The organism is Trinickia symbiotica (assembly GCF_002934455.1).
GTDB lineage: Bacteria > Pseudomonadota > Gammaproteobacteria > Burkholderiales > Burkholderiaceae > Trinickia > Trinickia symbiotica.
Window position 1 is genome coordinate 234222 of sequence record NZ_PTIR01000006.1, and the last position, 16346, is coordinate 250567.

17 protein-coding genes are annotated in these 16346 nt (G+C 65.4%); 13 read left to right on the forward strand and 4 right to left on the reverse strand.

Annotation, left to right across the window (positions count from 1 at the left end; all coding sequences use genetic code 11):
* Nucleotides 1–3: 3 nt before the first annotated feature.
* Entirely contained in the window at nucleotides 4–477 is a 474-nt protein-coding gene (locus B0G57_RS11640) for a GNAT family N-acetyltransferase (RefSeq protein WP_018443374.1), read from the forward strand.
* Here the strand turns inward: B0G57_RS11640 and B0G57_RS11645 are convergent.
* On the reverse strand, nucleotides 474–1301 hold the full coding sequence (locus tag B0G57_RS11645; RefSeq protein WP_018443373.1) for an NRDE family protein: 828 nt from the start codon (nucleotides 1299–1301) through the stop codon (nucleotides 474–476). The two genes, B0G57_RS11640 and B0G57_RS11645, sit on opposite strands and share 4 nt — an antisense overlap.
* A gap of 15 nt (nucleotides 1302–1316) precedes the next feature.
* On the reverse strand, nucleotides 1317–2351 hold the full coding sequence (ygfZ, locus tag B0G57_RS11650; protein ID WP_018443372.1) for a CAF17-like 4Fe-4S cluster assembly/insertion protein YgfZ: 1035 nt from the start codon (nucleotides 2349–2351) through the stop codon (nucleotides 1317–1319).
* 78 nt (nucleotides 2352–2429) lie between these two features.
* Between ygfZ and mltG the strand changes: the two genes are divergently transcribed.
* The 7 genes from mltG to B0G57_RS11685 all read left to right on the forward strand — a co-directional run bounded on the left by mltG (nucleotide 2430) and on the right by B0G57_RS11685 (nucleotide 8622).
* Nucleotides 2430–3443: an endolytic transglycosylase MltG gene (gene mltG / locus B0G57_RS11655; protein WP_026230169.1), complete on the forward strand. Its 1014-nt coding sequence runs from the start codon at nucleotides 2430–2432 to the stop codon at nucleotides 3441–3443.
* Entirely contained in the window at nucleotides 3444–4064 is a 621-nt protein-coding gene (gene tmk, locus B0G57_RS11660) for a dTMP kinase (RefSeq protein WP_018443370.1), read from the forward strand.
* Nucleotides 4065–4116: 52 nt separating this feature from the next.
* Nucleotides 4117–5148, forward strand: coding sequence for a DNA polymerase III subunit delta' (locus B0G57_RS11665; RefSeq protein ID WP_018443369.1), 1032 nt, complete (start codon nucleotides 4117–4119; stop codon nucleotides 5146–5148).
* A 41-nt stretch (nucleotides 5149–5189) separates the two neighbouring features.
* Nucleotides 5190–5981 carry a TatD family hydrolase gene (locus B0G57_RS11670; protein WP_018443368.1) on the forward strand — a complete coding sequence of 264 codons (792 nt, stop codon included), beginning with the start codon at nucleotides 5190–5192 and terminating at the stop codon, nucleotides 5979–5981.
* A 51-nt stretch (nucleotides 5982–6032) separates the two neighbouring features.
* Nucleotides 6033–6824: an ankyrin repeat domain-containing protein gene (locus B0G57_RS11675; RefSeq protein WP_018443367.1), complete on the forward strand. Its 792-nt coding sequence runs from the start codon at nucleotides 6033–6035 to the stop codon at nucleotides 6822–6824.
* 121 nt (nucleotides 6825–6945) lie between these two features.
* Nucleotides 6946–7302: a Rap1a/Tai family immunity protein gene (locus B0G57_RS11680; protein ID WP_018443366.1), complete on the forward strand. Its 357-nt coding sequence runs from the start codon at nucleotides 6946–6948 to the stop codon at nucleotides 7300–7302.
* A 252-nt stretch (nucleotides 7303–7554) separates the two neighbouring features.
* Entirely contained in the window at nucleotides 7555–8622 is a 1068-nt protein-coding gene (locus tag B0G57_RS11685) for a glycosyltransferase family 4 protein (protein WP_018443365.1), read from the forward strand.
* Nucleotides 8623–8694: 72 nt separating this feature from the next.
* Here the strand turns inward: B0G57_RS11685 and B0G57_RS11690 are convergent, their stop codons facing one another.
* Both B0G57_RS11690 and B0G57_RS11695 read right to left on the reverse strand, forming a co-directional pair.
* A complete protein-coding gene (locus B0G57_RS11690) occupies nucleotides 8695–9294 on the reverse strand; it encodes a BPSL1445 family SYLF domain-containing lipoprotein (RefSeq protein WP_018443364.1) in 600 nt (199 codons plus the stop codon).
* Between the two features lie 157 nt (nucleotides 9295–9451).
* Nucleotides 9452–9895, reverse strand: coding sequence for a hypothetical protein (locus B0G57_RS11695; protein ID WP_026230168.1), 444 nt, complete (start codon nucleotides 9893–9895; stop codon nucleotides 9452–9454).
* Between the two features lie 393 nt (nucleotides 9896–10288).
* On the opposite strand from B0G57_RS11695, the gene B0G57_RS11700 reads away from it, so the two are divergent.
* The 5 genes from B0G57_RS11700 to B0G57_RS11720 all read left to right on the forward strand — a co-directional run bounded on the left by B0G57_RS11700 (nucleotide 10289) and on the right by B0G57_RS11720 (nucleotide 15925).
* Entirely contained in the window at nucleotides 10289–10570 is a 282-nt protein-coding gene (locus B0G57_RS11700) for a hypothetical protein (RefSeq protein ID WP_018443362.1), read from the forward strand.
* A gap of 280 nt (nucleotides 10571–10850) precedes the next feature.
* Complete coding sequence (locus B0G57_RS11705) at nucleotides 10851–11837, forward strand: sugar ABC transporter substrate-binding protein (RefSeq protein ID WP_018443361.1); 987 nt, start codon at nucleotides 10851–10853, stop codon at nucleotides 11835–11837.
* Between the two features lie 314 nt (nucleotides 11838–12151).
* On the forward strand, nucleotides 12152–13738 hold the full coding sequence (locus B0G57_RS11710; protein ID WP_018443360.1) for a sugar ABC transporter ATP-binding protein: 1587 nt from the start codon (nucleotides 12152–12154) through the stop codon (nucleotides 13736–13738).
* The gene (locus B0G57_RS11715; RefSeq protein ID WP_018443359.1) at nucleotides 13735–14781 is read left to right on the forward strand and encodes an ABC transporter permease; all 1047 of its coding nucleotides are present in this window, start codon (nucleotides 13735–13737) and stop codon (nucleotides 14779–14781) included. Before B0G57_RS11710 ends, B0G57_RS11715 begins: the two co-directional genes overlap by 4 nt.
* Nucleotides 14782–14905: 124 nt before the next feature.
* Complete coding sequence (locus tag B0G57_RS11720; protein ID WP_018443358.1) at nucleotides 14906–15925, forward strand: LacI family DNA-binding transcriptional regulator; 1020 nt, start codon at nucleotides 14906–14908, stop codon at nucleotides 15923–15925.
* The last annotated feature ends 421 nt before the right edge of the window (nucleotides 15926–16346 follow it).

The following is a 16346-nucleotide window of genomic DNA, read 5'->3' on the forward strand; positions in this document are numbered from 1 at the left end:
GCAATGAGCGAATTCACGGTGGAGACAGGCGACTGGCCGAGGCTCGGCGCTGACGCGACGCTCGTTCGCGACGCCGTTTTCTTCCGTGAGCAGCGCATCGCGGCGCTGCACGAGTGGGACGATGCCGACCTCGATGCGCTACACATCGTCGCGTATCGCGCTTCGGATCGCGGGCGCCGGCCCGTCGGCACGGGTCGGCTCTTGCCCGGCGGAGCGATCGGGCGGCTTGCAGTGCTCGAGGAAGCGCGCCACCGCGGAATCGGCTCAAGCATGCTGCGCACGTTGATCGCGCACGCGGCCGACCGGGGCGACGCGGCGGTATGGCTCTATTCGCAATCGCGCGTCGTGCCGTTCTATGAGCGGCACGGCTTTACCAGGATCGGCGATCCGTTCCAAGAGGCCGGCGTAGAGCACGTCGAGATGCGGCGCCCTCTGGCCATCCCGCCCGAAGCCCACAGCGCCTCGAATTCTGGCTAGCGCACCGAGTCGGCAACCGCAATATCGAAGCTGAAGCGCCGCTCGACGCCGCCGGGCCGCACGACGTGATGAGAGCCGTCATCGTCGCTGCGTTCGATAATCTCCACCGCAAGGCGCGCGCCGTGCGCCGATACACGAAGGGCAGTTGTGCCGCGCGTACCGTAGTCGGGCGTTTCGATGAAGGCGGCCGAAAGCGCGCGTTCGCGCTCGAGTGGAATGCCCGTTGCGGGCAACTCGTCGTCCCTCGCCATCCTCGTATCGCGCATCAACTCGATCAGCTCGGCCAGCTTCGCCTCTCGGTCGAGGGCGACGAGTTCGGCCAACTCGGCACGTTTGCGCACGAGCTTAGGCCAAGGCGTATCGAGCACCGCATTCGAAATGCCATGTGTCCCGGCCCGCACGAGAAGGGGGGGAGCCTCGCCGCGGTTGCAGTACCAACCTAACTCGCGCCTGCGGAAGTCGCCGACGATCAGGTTGAAGCCGTTGTAAATGGCGCCTCGCTCGGCCACTTCTCGCAAGTAGTCGAGCGGCGCGAGGGCCGCACCCGTCAGAAAACCGGCGACGAGCGCGCCGCGTGTCGGCGCTCCGGGCCGAACGTCGCGCGGCGCCCGGTAGTTCGTCAGCGCCGCGAAACGACCATCGCGCGACAGCCCGAGCCACGTACCGCCGCCTTCGAGATCGCGGCCCGCGAGCAGATGCGGCGCGTCCCGCCACCAGTCGAGTGGAGCGGTCGTGCGACGAAAAAACTCGTCGCGGTTGGCGGCCAGCGTCAAAAGCGGGCCGCGCTCGGCATCGGGCCGCCAGTCGAAGACGATAAGACACATGTGGGCAGGCGCGGCTCAGATGTCAGTCGGCAACGCGTACGGCAACGGCTCGAACGCGAGCACCGGGCCATCCGCCGAGCCGAGGTGGATAGAGCCTTCGTCGAGCGCGGCCAGCTTGATTTCGACGAGCGCGTCGAAGCCGCCTTGCGGGGCTGCGGCAGCGTTGACGATCATGCCGCAAGGCTGAGCCGGATCGGCCGAGTGAAACACCTCACGGCCCGGGACGACGCCCGCCGTATCGCCGATATGCGCGAGGGCGGCACGCCGCTTGATCGTGCCGCGATAGTGGCTGCGCGCGACGACTTCCTGCCCCGGATAACATCCCTTGCGAAAATTCACCGCGCCGATCACGTCGTAGTTGACCATCTGCGGCACGAACTGCTCGGCCACGGCTTGCGTGATGCGCGCCTCGCCGGCGCGGATGTCGAGCCAATCCCATACAGCAGGACTCGCGCGCGTGAGCCTTTCCTCGAGCGCGGGCAGGCGCGCCTCGACCTCGTCCTTTGGACCGACCCACAGGTAGCGCGGGCGCGCGATTGCATCGGGCACGCGGATCAGGGCGCCGGCCGCTCCGCCGACTTGCACGTGCACGCCGTCGGGCAGCGCGTCGAAAACGGCCGAGAGCGCCCCGCGCACGTCACCCGCGAAGCCGACGACGGCTACGTTGCCGGTTACGTCGACGAGTTTTGCCTTCGCGCGCAGAACGAACATCGACAGACGCTTTTGCACGCTTGCGCACACGTCTTTCGCCAGCATCAGCCGAATCGCCTCGCCCGCGCGCCAGGCGAGCATCGTCGCGAGCAGCCGGCCCTTGGCTGAGCAGTAACCGGCAAGCCGGGCGCTCGCCGCGTCGAGATGCTGGACGTCGTTCGTGAGCTGGCCATGGAGGAATGTCGCGGCGTCGTCGCCCGCCGCCTCGATTACGCCGAATTGATCGAGCCGCATGAAGGCGCCGCGCGCGAGAACCGATTCGAATTCGGCCGATTGGGGCCGCGGCGCGGCGGGAAGCGCGGCAGGGTTCGGATGTGCGGGTACGGTGGGGACGTTCATGGAAAAGGACTTCAGTCAATCCTGACTTTGGCGGATGCGATCAAGTTATTATATGAGGTCTATCCGAGCCATGTTCCGATGTCCCTTCTGAAGAAATGCCTCGCTCTCGGGGCAGTCGCAGTCGTTGCGCTTGCCGCGCTCGTTGGAGGCGGCTACTACTGGGCGATGAAGCCGGTCGCGCTCTCGGCCCCCGTCGTCGACGTGACGATCAAGCCGCACAGCAGCGTGCGCAGCGTCGCAAAGCAATTGATCCGCGGCGGCGTGCCGTTCGCGCCCGAGCCTTTCATATTGATGACGCGCGCGCTCGGCCTGCAAAGCCGGCTGAAGTCGGGCAACTATGAGTTCAAGAGCGGCGTCACGCCCTACGAGGTCCTGCAAAAGCTGGCGCTCGGCGATACGAACGAAGACGTCGTCACGATCATCGAAGGCTGGACGTTCAAGCGCATGCGGGCCGAGCTCGACGCCGATCCGTCGCTCAAGCACGATACGGCCGGTATGAGCGACGCGCAGCTCCTGGCCGCGATCGGCGCCTCCGAGACGGCCGTCACGAACGCGGAGGGACTGTTCTTCCCCGACACCTATCTTTTCGATAAGGGCGCGAGCGACCTCGACGTCTATCGCCGCGCCTATCGCCTGATGCAGCAGCAGCTTTTGCGGGCCTGGGCCGAGCGCGAGCCCGGCTTGCCCTATCAGTCGCCTTATGAGGCACTGACGATGGCCTCGCTCGTCGAGAAAGAGACCGGCAAGTCGTCCGATCGTCCGCTCGTCGCCGCCGTCTTCGCGAATCGGCTGCGGCTCGGCATGCCGTTGCAGACGGACCCTGCCGTCATCTACGGCTTGGGCGACGAATACGCGGGCCACCTGCGCAAGCACGATCTGCAGAGCGACACGCCCTACAACACCTACACGCGCCGCGGCTTGCCGCCGACGCCGATCGCGCTGCCCGGCGCGGCGGCGCTTGAAGCGGCGATGCGCCCCGCGCAGACGAGCGCGCTTTACTTCGTTTCCCGAGGCGACGGGAGCAGTGTATTTTCCGATACGCTCGGCGACCACAACAAGGCCGTCGACAAGTACATTCGAGGTCAACAATAAATGGCGCGAGGCAAATTCATTACATTCGAAGGGATCGACGGCGCGGGAAAGACCACCCATCTCGCCTGGTTTCGCGACCGGCTCGAGGAAAAGCTCGACGCGAGCGGGCGGGCCGTCATCGTCACGCGCGAGCCTGGCGGCACGCCGCTCGGCGAGTCCTTGCGCGAGCTCCTGTTGCATCGCCGGATGGATCTCGAGACCGAAGCGCTCCTCATGTTCGCCTCGCGGCGCGAGCACCTCGCGCAAGTGATCGAGCCGGCGCTGACGCGCGGCGACTGGGTATTGAGCGACCGCTTCAGCGACGCTACTTTCGCCTACCAGGGCGGCGGGCGCGGCTTGCCGCGCGACAAGCTCGAGACACTCGAGCGCTGGGTGCAGGGCGGGTTTCAGCCCGACCTGACGGTGCTCTTCGATGTGCCGCCGCAGACGGCCAGCAAGCGGCGCAGTGCCGTACGCTCGCCGGACAAGTTCGAGAGCGAGACGGAGGCGTTTTTCGAGCGCACGCGCGCCGAATACCTGCGGCGCGCGGACGAGGCGCCGTACCGGTTCGCGATCATCGATGCGACGCAGAGCATCGAGCGCATCCGCAAGACACTCGACGAGCTGATCTCCACGATGTGAGCATGCCGCTTTCGCACCCCGAAGCAACGAGGCCCAACGGGAAGACCCGATCATGATTTACCCCTGGCAGCTCGACGACTGGAACCGCCTGCAAAGGCTGCGCGCGCAATGGCCGCACGCGTTGCTGCTGCACGGGCAGGCAGGGATCGGCAAACTGCATTTCACGCAACACCTCGCGCAGGGTCTCCTCTGCGAGGCGCCGCGCGAAAACGGCGAGCCATGTCGCGCTTGTCTCGCCTGCAACTGGTTCGTCCAAGGCAACCATCCCGACTACCGCGCGCTTGCGCCGGAGGCGCTCGCGGCCGAGGTTGGCGCAGGCGGAGCCGCACCGTCCGACGAGAAAAGCGACGCCGACGAAGGCAAGAAGACGCGCACGCCGAGCAAGGAGATCAAGATCGAGCAAGTGCGCGCGCTGCTCGATTTTTGCGGCGTCGGCTCGCACCGGGGGGGCGCGCGCGTCGTGCTCGTCTATCCGGCCGAGGCACTGAACGCGGCGGCCGCCAACGCACTTTTGAAAACACTTGAAGAACCGCCGCCCGGCGTCGTGTTCTTGCTCGTATCAGCGCGTATCGACCGCCTGTTGCCGACGATCGTCAGCCGCTGCCGTCAATGGCCGATGCCCACACCCTCGGCCGACCTGGCAGCTGAATGGCTCGCGAGCCAAGGCGTCGAAGAGGCCGCCGCATTGCTCGCCGAAGCGGGCGGTGCGCCGCTCGCGGCGCTCGCACTCGCGGCCGACGAGAACCGTGCGCTGCGCGATTTCGCGCTAAAGCAGCTCGCGGCGGGCGCCGAATGCGACGCGTTTGCCTGCGGCGAGGCACTGCAGAAATTACCGGTACCCGTCGTGCTCGGCTGGCTGCAGCGTTGGCTCTACGATCTGCTCGCCGAGCGGACGGCTCGCCGTCCGCGCTACTTCCCGGCTGCCGAGCGCGAACTCGCGCGCTGCGCCGCGCGCGTCGACGCCAACGCATTCGCGCGCTACCTGCGGACGGTCACGCGCGAGCGGGCGGTCGAAAATCATCCGCTCAACGCGCGCCTCGTCTTCGAGGCGCTCTTCATCGGCTACCGGGAGCTGTTCGTCTGACGCGGCCTTTGCACTCCTTGACCAACACGAGCCCTATCACGATGTTTGTCGATTCCCACTGCCACATCAATTTCGAGGGCCTCGGCGACCGCCTGCCGCAGGTGCTCGAGAACATGAAGGCGCATCAAGTGACGCATGCGCTTTGCGTAAGCGTCGATCTGGAGACGCTGCCCTCGGTGCTCGCGATCGCGGCCGAATACGAAAACGTCTTCGCTTCCGTCGGCGTGCACCCCGACCATGAAGACGCGCGCGAGCCGACCGTGGCCGAGCTCGTCGAGCTGGCCGAACATCCGAAAGTCGTCGCCATCGGCGAGACGGGCCTCGACTATTACCGTCTGGAAGGGCGTTCGATCGCCGACATGGAATGGCAGCGCGAGCGTTTTCGCACGCATATTCGCGCGGCGCGCACGACGAAAAAGCCGCTCATCGTCCATACGCGCGCATCGGCCGACGATACCTTGCGCATCATGGCCGAAGAGCATGCGCACGAGCCCGGCGGCGTCATGCATTGCTTCACCGAGCCATGGCCCGTCGCCGAGCGCGCGCTTGCGCAGAACTTCCATATTTCGCTCTCGGGCATCGTCACGTTCAAAAACGCGCTCGACGTGCAGGACGTCGCGCGCCGTGTTCCGCTCGAGCGGCTGCTCATCGAAACCGATTCGCCGTATCTCGCTCCGGTGCCTCACCGGGGCAAGTCCAATGAACCTGCGTACGTCAGCCATGTCGGACGCTTCATCGCGCAGCTTCGCGCGATCCCCGAGGCGGAACTCGGTGCGGCGACGACGGGCAATTTCTTCCGGCTCTTCGCCGCGGCGGCGCCCCGCGCGGCCTGATCCTCGACACTCGACACTCGACGCCTGTCGTCAGGCAATTGAAAGGAAAAGATGGTGCAGATAAACACGCTCACGATGGTTTCGGCTATATCGCGCTTCGGTGTACCCGCCCCGCTGCGGCAGAATCGGCCGTTGGGGAGGGCATTGAGCCTGCGCCGCCTGTTGATGGCTTGCGCTGCCCCGATTCTGGCTCTGACGATGGCGGGCCAGGCTCATGCGACGGATAAGGACGCGATCATCAAGGCGGTCAAGTTCGACGATGTCTCGGCCGTGACGAAGCTGCTCAAGCGCGGCATGGATCCCAATACGACCGACGACGAAGGCATGCCGCTCCTCGTGCTCGCGGCGCGCGAGAAATCGGACAACGTCGCCAAGCTGCTCATCGACAACCCGAACACCGATATCGAGAAGCTTGACGCCCACGACGAGAACGCGATGATGCTGGCCGCGCTGAACGGCGACGCCGATCTCGTAAAGCTGCTCATCGCCAAGGGCGCGGAAGTCAACAAGAAAGGCTGGGCGCCGCTGCACTATGCCGCCGCGAACGGTCACGACGACATCGCGAAGCTGCTGATCGACAATTCCGCCTATATCGACGCCGCGTCGCCGAACGGCACGACGCCGCTGATGATGGCGGCGCGCGGCAATCACGTGACGACGATGAAGGTACTGCTCGACGGCGGGGCCGATGCCAAGCTGAAGAACCAGATCGGCATGACGGCGCTCGATTTTGCCAAGCGCTATCAAGCCAAGGATGCCACCGCGGCGATTCAGGACATGTTCGCGCGAGAGCAGGCGGCATCGAGTGGGGTGCCTGCCGCGGGGCAAAACAGTGCAAAATGAGCGTCCTGGCGCGGCGACTGCCGTGCCGTCACGGTGTCCCCGGCGGGCACGCGGCGCGGGGCTCGGGCCTTCCGCCGGGCTGAGGTGGCCGCACGTTCATCGCTCGGAGAAAAGGAAAACCATGTTGCGGGCTTTGATATGCCTCAGTGCGCTTGCCGCGCCGATTTCGGCCCTCGCGTTCACAGGAGCGCAACTCACTAAGCTATGCGCTCAGACGGACGTCGCTTCGCGCAATGCCTGCAAAGGCTATGTCCAGGGCGCGGCCGACGGTGTCTACAACACGATCGACGCGATCGGCGGCACCACGGGCCCCCGGGTCGGTCAGTACTTCTGCCTGCCGCCGAAGACAACGCCCCAATCGCTCGTCGACGCGATCCGCAAGTACGTGGCGGAGGACCCGCGGGCCGGCGATTACAACGCGAGCACGGTCGTCTCACTCGGTCTCGGCAAAGCCTATCCCTGCAAGGGACGCGACTGACGCGGGACGCACCCTCAAATTCGAATGCTGCCGATTGTTTCTCGACTGTAACAGCCGGGAATAAGTGAAAAGGTGCATTTGCTTGCGGGAGCCGTACGGAATAATGGAGGTCAGCGCGCCGCGGACGGCGGCCGGGGCTAACGAACCCCGTAGCCCGCTCGCCTCTCGCGACGGTTGCGCCATCCCATGTTTGGCGCCATCAAATGTTTGCCATATCGGCGAACCAACCCTCGTTCGCATGGAGTGCAGGCAATGAAAATAGCGCAGATCGCACCGCTCACCGAATCGGTGCCGCCGCGGCTCTACGGCGGCACCGAGCGCGTCGTCTCGTACATCACCGAGGCGCTCGTCGAGCTCGGTCATGACGTCACGCTTTTCGCAAGCGGCGATTCGAAGACGACCGCCAAGCTGGAAGCCGTCTGGCCGCGCGCGCTGCGTCTCGATCCCGCGATCCGTGACCGCGTGGCGCCGCACATGTTGCTGATGGAGCTCGTGCGCCGCCGTGCCGAAGAGTTCGACGTGCTGCACTTCCACATGGATTACTACTCGTTTTCGTTGTTCAAGCGGCAGGAAACGCCGTTCGTCACAACGCTACACGGGCGGCTCGACTTGCCGGAACAGCAGCCGGTCTTCGATACGTTCAACACAGCGCCCGTCATTTCGATCTCGAACGCGCAGCGTCATCCGTTGCCGCAGGCGAAATGGCTGACGACCGTCTATCACGGTCTGCCTGAGCGGCTTTATCAGCCTCAGCCGACCGAGCAGAGGTATCTTGCGTTTCTCGGCCGCATCTCGCCCGAAAAGCGCGTCGATATCGCGATTCGCATCGCAGCCCATTGCGGGTTGCCGATCCGCATCGCGGCCAAGATCGACGCCGCTGATCGCGAGTACTTCGACCGCGAAATCAAGCCGCTTTTCGACTTGCCTCACGTCGAGTACATCGGCGAAATCGCCGACGATCAGAAGGCCGAATTCCTGTCGGGCGCGCACGCACTTCTTTTTCCCGTCGATTGGCCCGAGCCGTTTGGGCTCGTCATGATTGAGGCGATGGCCTGCGGCACGCCCGTCATCGCGTTCAACCGCGGCTCGGTGCCCGAGGTCGTCGACGAGGGGGTGTCGGGCTTCATCGTGGAGGATGAAATCAGCGCGGTGGCGGCCGTCAACCGGCTCCACACGCTGCCGCGCGAAGGCGTGCGCAGGCGCTTCGAAGAGCGCTTCACCTCGCATCACATGGCGAGGCAGTATCTCGCCGCCTATCAGACGGTGATTCGCGCGCAGAAGCGCTCGCGCTTCAAAGTGATCGATTCGGCCTCGACCTGAGGCCGCCGCGCTGGCTGGTAGGGAAGCAGGAAAGGCGCGCGGCGCCTGCGCGCCGCGCGATGAGCACGCGCATCAGATGTTCATGCGCGTGATTTTCATGCCTTGCAGCGAGAGGTCGGCCATGAGGCCTGCATTCGTCAGGACGATGACCTGGACCGGCTTAGTCGCCGACGTCGTATCGACGGCCCCGTTGGCGCCCATCTTCAGCAGCGCAACCGACGCATCGCCGCCCGCTGACCAGCCTTGGCGCGATTCGAACGATTTCAGCGCATCGTCCGTCATGAAGAGGAAGACGACGGCTTTCGATTGCGCGCCGGCCTGCAGGCCGAACGAGCCGGAAACGAGGTTGTAGTAGGCGTAAGTCGTCCCGCCCGTACGCAGCGCGCCCTCGCCATATTCGCCCCCGACGACGAACCCGGCCTGGAGGACGCGGGGGAACACGAGGACGCCGCGGGCACGAGAGACGAGCTCGCGGGAGCCGGGCACTTGCGCATACATGCGCGAGAGCGTGGCATCGACGCCGGCGTTGATGTCCTGGCGCTTGGACGCATTGCTGCCGGGGCTTTCGCCCACCGGATTGCCCTTATTGGTGGTTGCCGTACAGCCCGCGAGCACCAGGCTGCCGGCCACGACGGCACCCGCCGCCTTCAGTACGAAACTTCCTTTTTGCATGGCTCTCTCCGTGGGATCCGTCGGTCAAACCTGCAACGGCAGGTCTGGACGATAGTCGGAACGCATTCCATTAGTCACGCCTTCCCGCTCGCGCGAAAGAAGCGCTGACGAAGGAGGGCGAAGCACAGGCCATGCCTGGACCTGTCCCGAATTCGGCTCAGTGGTGTGCGGGGCTCTTCGGAATCGGCGGCCGCCTCAGCGCGCGTCGAATCCCCGCGATGACGAGTCCCAGCGCGAAGAGAAACGCCGCCGGCACGACCCAGTAGCCGACGAACGCGTGCCAGAGATAGCTCACGAGCGTCTCCCGCCTCAGCACGTACTCGTCGATCGCCGCTTGATGGCGCGGCGCGTTGGCCGCGAGGACGTCCGCCGGACAACCGGCCGCGCGCGCCTCGTCGGGTGAGCCATGACAGCGTGCGGGAGCGCCTGCCGCCCGCTGCCCGTCGGTGAATTCCCACGTCGTCAGCGCGCGGTCGCGATCGACGATGTTGTAGCTCATTTCCTCGCGGATTTCGTGAACCGCGACGATCGTCACCGGCACGGCCCAAACGAGGATCGTAACGATCCAGCGCTTGACCCACCGGTTGTGTCTCCATGCCATTCCTGCCTCCGCTATGCATTGCGCATCGACGACGAGAGGGCGGCCCTTGGCGTTTCTGTTTTCGATTGGGAAAGCGGCCGTCTTGGCAGCCATCATAGAAGAAATGCGACGAATCGTCGCGGCCATGGGGAGGCAATGCCGACGAACCGGTAAATTCTTCAATGTTTCCGGCATTTGACGCACCGACCTCCGCCGTTCGCGCGCGGGCACCTGCGGCTGACGCGAAGGCGGTAAGCCGTGCCGGTTGCCCTTCGGGGAGGGAACGGGTCTTGCATCTGCCCAACCGGCCCGCCTACCACGCGGCGCGCGCGGGCCGGGGCGAAGCCGATGGCGCTCGACCGCTTCTTTGCGCCGAACCATTCTTATTCGTGCTGTAGCACGGGGGTTCAAGCTATGTTGGAGCCGTTCACCGAGCAGTACAAGGGGTACGCGATCGGCGTTCAAGCGTTGCGGCGGGCCAAGGAGCCCGACCAGCCGGCCGATGCGCCGCGCCGCTTCGACATCGTCGTGACGATCGCGCGCAAGTCGCGCGGCGAGCGCGCGAAGGCCGAAATGTTCGGTGTTCCCGAACACGATCCGCTCGACGACCAGCTGGAGGCACACAAGATCGGTCTGCAATACGCCCGTGACATCATCGACGGGAAGATCGACGGGTCTTCGGTCGATAAGCTCTAGGGGCCGCCCCATTCTCATTGAGTCGAATCCGCGGCAGGGCTCGGCGACTCGTGCATGTTTTCTTCCGGCGTCGGTCAGGGAAACCCCCGACCGATGCCAATTCAACTCTCCTTGCGTACGCTGCTAAAACGGTACAGCATAGGCGGGCCGGATCGCGCCTGTCGATGCGCGCCGAGCTCGGCGCCTGGCTCACTCAGCGCAGCCGCAAACGTTTCCCGCCGGCGTCCGAATCAAAAACCGCGGCTCTCGCGAGCCCGAATAAAAGGAAAAGGAGAACCTCATGAATGATCGCACCCGTCGCCGCTTCATTGCCGCCGCCGCGACGCTCTTCGCCGTCGCGCTGACGCCGCTCGGCACGACCGAGGCCGTGGCGCAGGCGGCGAAGAAGCCCAAGGTCGCACTCGTGATGAAATCGCTTGCCAACGAATTCTTCCTCACGATGGAGACCGGCGCGAAGGACTATCAGAAGCACAACTCCAGCAAGTTCGATCTGATCACGAACGGCATCAAGAACGAAACCGATACGGCGGCGCAAATCAACATCGTCGAGCAGATGATCAATTCGCACGTCGATGCGATCGTGCTCGCGCCGGCGGATTCGAAGGCGCTCGTGCCCGTCGTCAAAAAGGCGGTCGACGCCGGCATCATCGTCGTCAATATCGACAACCGGCTCGATCCGGACGTGCTGAAATCGAAGGATCTGAACGTACCGTTCGTCGGTCCGGACAACGCGAAAGGCGCGGAGGAGGTGGGCGACTATCTCGCGAAAAAGCTGAAGGCCGGCGACGAAGTCGGCATCATCGAGGGCGTCTCGACGACGACGAACGCGCAACAGCGCACGGCGGGCTTCAAGGCCGCGATGCAGAAGGTCGGCGCGAAGATCGATTCGGTCCAGTCCGGCGAGTGGGAAATCGACAAGGGCAATGCGATCGCCTCCGCGATGCTGAATCAATATCCGAACTTGAAGGCGCTGCTCTGCGGCAACGACAATATGGCGATCGGCGCCGTCTCGGCCGTGCGCGCGGCCGGCAAGCAGGGCAAGGTCTACGTGGTCGGCTACGACAACATCGGCGCGATCAAGCCGATGCTCAAGGACGGCCGAGTGCTTGCGACGGCGGATCAGTACGCGGCCAAGCAAGCCGTATTCGGAATCGACGTCGCGCTGAAGGCGATCCAGGAGCACAAGAAGCAGTCCGAGCTGTCACAAGTCGTCGAGACACCGGTCGACCTGGTGACGAAGGCGGGTACGCAGACGGCCTCGAAGTAATCGCCCGGAGGGATTTACGGCCGGCGCGGCGCGGCCTCGCCCGGCACGCGGGAGGGCGGGGGCCGCGGTCGCTGCCCAGCCCAACTCCGCCATCGGAGTTAAGGAAGCGTTCCGGCGGATTCCCCGCGGCCGCGCCGAATTCGTCAGCCAATTGACTCAAGAAATGCCCGCCACTGCCGTTAGCGTTGTATAGGGCCGGAGGGGCGCGAACGGACGCGCTCACTTTGGTCGGCCCAACCCGGGACCGAGCAAGTCATGCGGCAGCGCGACGCGCGATGTCGCCGGCGACCACGGCGGCCTCGAGAACACGGATGATGGATTCGATCGACCACGACGAAACGAACGCAGTGCTCGAAGTGATCGGCATCGGCAAAACCTACGCCGAGCCCGTTCTCGCCGACGTGACGCTCGCGCTTCATGCGGGCGAGGTGCTCGCCCTGACCGGGGAGAACGGCGCCGGCAAAAGCACGCTGTCCAAGATCGTAGGCGGGCTCGTGACGCCGACCACGGGCACGATGCGCCTCGGCGGCCGGCCCTATGCGCCGGCGAGCCGCCAGCAAGCCGAAGCGCTCGGCGTGCGCATGGTGATGCAGGAGTTGAACCTGTTGCCGACGCTGTCGGTGGCGGAGAACCTCTTTTTCGATTGCCTGCCGCGGCGCGGACCGCGTGCGCTGGGCTGGGTCGATCGCCGTCGGCTCGCCGACGACGCGCGCGCCGCGATGGCGCGCGTCGGACTCGACGCGATCGACCCCGGCACGCCGGTCAGCTCGCTCGGCATCGGCCATCAGCAGATGGTCGAGATCGCGCGCAATCTGATCGGCGAGACGCGCGTACTGATTTTCGACGAGCCGACCGCGATGCTGACCGCGCGCGAGGTCGACCTGCTGTTCGAGCAGATCGAGCGATTGAAAGCAAGCGGCGTCGCGGTCGTCTACATTTCACACAGGCTGGAGGAGCTCGCGCGGATTGCCGAGCGTGTAGCCGTATTGCGCGACGGTCGGCTCGTCCACGCGGGAGCGATGGCCGACGTCACGACCGACCGGCTGGTGACGAAGATGGTGGGACGCGAGATCGGCGAGCGCATCGAGTTGGGCGTTCGCAAGCTCGGCGCGCCGCTGCTCAGGGTCGAAGGGCTCGGGCGCGGCGACGTCGTCCGCGACGTGTCGTTCGAAGTGCGCGAGGGTGAAATCTTTGGCGTGAGCGGGCTAATCGGAGCCGGTCGCACGGAATTGATGCGGCTCATCTACGGCGCCGACACCGCCGATCGCGGCACCGTGTCGGTCGGCCGGCCTCCCATGCCCGTGCGCATCGGCTCCCCCGCCGATGCGGTCCGGCACGGCATCGTCCTCATTACCGAGGACCGAAAAGGCGAGGGCCTACTGCTGCCGCACTCGATCGCCGCGAATGTGTCGCTCGGCAATACGACGAGCGTGGCGAGTTGGGGACTCATCGACGGGCGCAGAGAGACCACCCTTGCCCGGCGTCAAATGGAAGCGTTGCGCGTGCGTGCCGCGGGGCCCGCGCAGCCGGTCGCCGAGCTCTCGGGCGGGAACCAGCAGAAGGTGGTGATCGGCCGGTGGCTCGCGCGCGACGCGGACGTCCTGCTCTTCGACGAGCCGACGCGCGGCATCGACGTGGGCGCCAAGTTTGACATCTACGGGCTGATGGGAGCGCTTTCGCGCGAACGACGCGCACTCGTCGTGGTCTCGAGCGACCTGCGCGAGCTGATGCTGATTTGCGACCGCATCGCCGTGATGTCGGCCGGACGTCTCACCGGCATTTTCGAGCGTGACGGCTGGACACAGGATGCGCTGCTCGCGGCGGCTTTCGCCGGACATCTGGGCAATGGGGGCGCGCCGCAAGCGCCCGCCAACGCGTTGAACGCACGGAGACCGTCATGACCGAACAATCGGCGCGCCCCGACGGCGCGCTGGCCGAATCGTCCCGCATGCGGCAAGAAACCGCGGCCGGGCTCCTGACTGAAGCGGCGAGCGCGCGGCCGACCGGCACGCGGCTCGGCTTTTCGAACTATCTTGGGCTCGCCGGTGCGCTCTTTGCGATGATCGCGCTGTTCTCGCTGTTGAGCTCGCATTTCCTGACGTACGAAACGTTCAGTACGATCGCCAACCAGATCCCTGACCTGGTCGTCATGTCGGTCGGCATGACCTTCGTGCTGATCATCGCGGGAATCGACTTGTCCGTCGGCTCGGTGCTCGCCCTCGCGGCCTCGGTCGTGAGCGTGGCTTCGCTCAAATGGGGATGGGCGGCGCTGCCGGCGGCGGTCGTCGGCATGGCGGCGGCGGCGCTGACCGGGGCGATCACGGGTGGCGTGACAGTCGGTTGGCGCATTCCCTCGTTCATCGTCTCGCTCGGCGTGCTCGAGGCGGCGCGCGGGCTGGCCTATCAGATGACGAATTCGCGCACCGCCTATATCGGCGATGCGTTCGATTTCCTGTCAAATCCGATCGCGGTGGGGATCTCTCCCGCGTTCCTGCTCGCGGTGGCCGTCATGATCTTCGCTCAGCTCGCGCTGACGCGCACCGTGTTCGGCCGCCATCTCGTCGGCATCGGCACGAACGAGGAGGCCGTGCGACTGGCTGGCGTCGATCCGCGACCTTACAAGGTCGCCGTGTTCGCCCTGATGGGCGCGCTTTCGGGGCTGGCGGCGCTTTTTCAGGTGTCGCGCCTCGAGGCAGCCGATCCGAATGCCGGCGTCGGGCTCGAGCTGCAGGTCATCGCGGCAGTTGTGATCGGCGGCACGAGCCTGATGGGCGGCCGCGGATCCGTGATCAGCACTTTCTTCGGCGTGCTGATCATCTCGGTGCTGGCGGCGGGGCTTGCGCAGATCGGCGCGAACGAGCCGACCAAGCGGATTATCACGGGCGCCGTGATCGTCGTCGCGGTCGTGCTCGACACCTATCGCAGCCGGCGCAAGCGCGGTTGATGGAAAGGCGTCCTTGTCCGCCACGCGGGGAACGTGGCGGACAAAGACGGAAGAAACAAGCACAATCGGGGTTGCCGGCCATCGTTGCGCCGGTCAAGAAAAACAAGCGAGAGAGAAACGGGTTATGGCGACGATCAAGGATGTGGCAGCCATGGCTGGTGTGTCGTTCACGACGGTATCGCACGTGGTCAACAACACGCGGCCGGTATCGGCCGACGTGCGCGCGAAAGTCGAGCGCGCCATCCGCCAGCTCAACTACGTGCCGTCGGCGGTGGCGCGCTCATTGAAGGCGCGCTCGACGGCGACGATCGGGCTCGTCGTGCCGAACAGCACCAATCCTTACTTTGCCGAGCTCGCGCGCGGCATCGAGGATGGCTGCGCGCGCGCGGGCTATTGCATGTTCTTCTGCAATTCCGACGACGAGCCGGCCAAGCAGCGCAACTACCTGCGCGTGCTGCAGGAAAAGCGTACGGACGGAATCATCGTGGCGTCCGCCGGGGACGATGCGGTGCTGGCGGAAAGCCTCGCGGACGCGCGCGAGCCGCTCGTCGTCGTCGATCGCAACATCGAGGGCCTCGCCGCCGACCTGGTTCAGATCGATCACGAGCGCGGCGCCTATCTGGCGACGCGGCATCTGCTCGAGCTCGGACACGTCAGGATCGGATGCATTACCGGGCCCGTGACGACGGCGGTCAGCGCCATGCGCGTGCACGGCTTTATCCGGGCCATGGCGGAACGCGGCATCGAAATCGAGCCGAGTGCGATCGTGGAAAGCGATTTTTCGGCCGGCGGCGGGCAGGAAGCGGCGGGAAAGCTCTTCGATACAGTCAAGCCGACCGCTATCTTCGCTTGCAACGACATGATGGGAATCGGCGCGCTGCGCGTCGCGGCCGTGCGGGGCATTCGTGTGCCGGAGCAATGCTCGATCATCGGCTTCGACGACATCGAATTGAGCGGGTACACCTATCCGGCGCTTTCGACCGTCGGCCAATCGGTGCGCGCGCTGGGCGAGGCGGCGGCCAAGATGCTGATCGAGCGCATCTGCCGCGAACTCACCGGGCCGACGCGCCGGCGCGTCATCACGCCACGCCTGGTGCTGCGCGAGTCGACGGCCGTCTGCATGAGCGTCGCGCTCGATGCATGACGGCGCGTAGCGCCCCCGAGGCGCGGGTTTCCTCGGGGGGCTCCGGACACGAAATGCCTTAAGCGCACCGATGACAACGCCGTTAAACGCGGTATGAACGACGCATGTGCGCCGCGAATGTTGCACCGGAGGCGACGCACGTGCTCCCCATCCAAACCGATCCCCCGCAGAGACTCTCCTCGCCGAGCTTCTTCTGTTTGCTTTTGCTCGAGAAGACGATCTGGCGCGAATCGATGCAAAGCGCCACGCGTTACCGCCCCGCACCGTCGCAGGCTGCGTCCATTCACGTGCGACTTGAATTAGGGGCCGAACGCGCACACACATACTGTGTGGCTTTGCCGAGCAATCGACGCCTGTCCCTCGAAAAAAAGTTGTAACGGTCGCGTACGAATGTCGTCGCACAGGCCACCCAGCACGTATA

Excerpts from the sequence above, each read along its gene's own strand:
- B0G57_RS11720 (WP_018443358.1), top strand. The coding sequence starts at position 14,906 with ATGGCGACGATCAAGGATGTGGCAGCCATGGCTGGTGTGTCGTTCACG.
- B0G57_RS11675 (WP_018443367.1), top strand. The coding sequence starts at position 6,033 with ATGGTGCAGATAAACACGCTCACGATGGTTTCGGCTATATCGCGCTTC.
- ygfZ (WP_018443372.1), bottom strand. The coding sequence starts at position 2,351 with ATGAACGTCCCCACCGTACCCGCACATCCGAACCCTGCCGCGCTTCCC.
- B0G57_RS11710 (WP_018443360.1), top strand. The coding sequence starts at position 12,152 with ATGGATTCGATCGACCACGACGAAACGAACGCAGTGCTCGAAGTGATC.
- B0G57_RS11700 (WP_018443362.1), top strand. The coding sequence starts at position 10,289 with ATGTTGGAGCCGTTCACCGAGCAGTACAAGGGGTACGCGATCGGCGTT.
- B0G57_RS11695 (WP_026230168.1), bottom strand. The coding sequence starts at position 9,895 with ATGGCATGGAGACACAACCGGTGGGTCAAGCGCTGGATCGTTACGATC.
- B0G57_RS11680 (WP_018443366.1), top strand. The coding sequence starts at position 6,946 with ATGTTGCGGGCTTTGATATGCCTCAGTGCGCTTGCCGCGCCGATTTCG.
- B0G57_RS11690 (WP_018443364.1), bottom strand. The coding sequence starts at position 9,294 with ATGCAAAAAGGAAGTTTCGTACTGAAGGCGGCGGGTGCCGTCGTGGCC.
- B0G57_RS11715 (WP_018443359.1), top strand. The coding sequence starts at position 13,735 with ATGACCGAACAATCGGCGCGCCCCGACGGCGCGCTGGCCGAATCGTCC.
- B0G57_RS11645 (WP_018443373.1), bottom strand. The coding sequence starts at position 1,301 with ATGTGTCTTATCGTCTTCGACTGGCGGCCCGATGCCGAGCGCGGCCCG.
- tmk (WP_018443370.1), top strand. The coding sequence starts at position 3,444 with ATGGCGCGAGGCAAATTCATTACATTCGAAGGGATCGACGGCGCGGGA.
- B0G57_RS11685 (WP_018443365.1), top strand. The coding sequence starts at position 7,555 with ATGAAAATAGCGCAGATCGCACCGCTCACCGAATCGGTGCCGCCGCGG.
- B0G57_RS11705 (WP_018443361.1), top strand. The coding sequence starts at position 10,851 with ATGAATGATCGCACCCGTCGCCGCTTCATTGCCGCCGCCGCGACGCTC.
- B0G57_RS11640 (WP_018443374.1), top strand. The coding sequence starts at position 4 with ATGAGCGAATTCACGGTGGAGACAGGCGACTGGCCGAGGCTCGGCGCT.
- B0G57_RS11665 (WP_018443369.1), top strand. The coding sequence starts at position 4,117 with ATGATTTACCCCTGGCAGCTCGACGACTGGAACCGCCTGCAAAGGCTG.
- mltG (WP_026230169.1), top strand. The coding sequence starts at position 2,430 with ATGTCCCTTCTGAAGAAATGCCTCGCTCTCGGGGCAGTCGCAGTCGTT.
- B0G57_RS11670 (WP_018443368.1), top strand. The coding sequence starts at position 5,190 with ATGTTTGTCGATTCCCACTGCCACATCAATTTCGAGGGCCTCGGCGAC.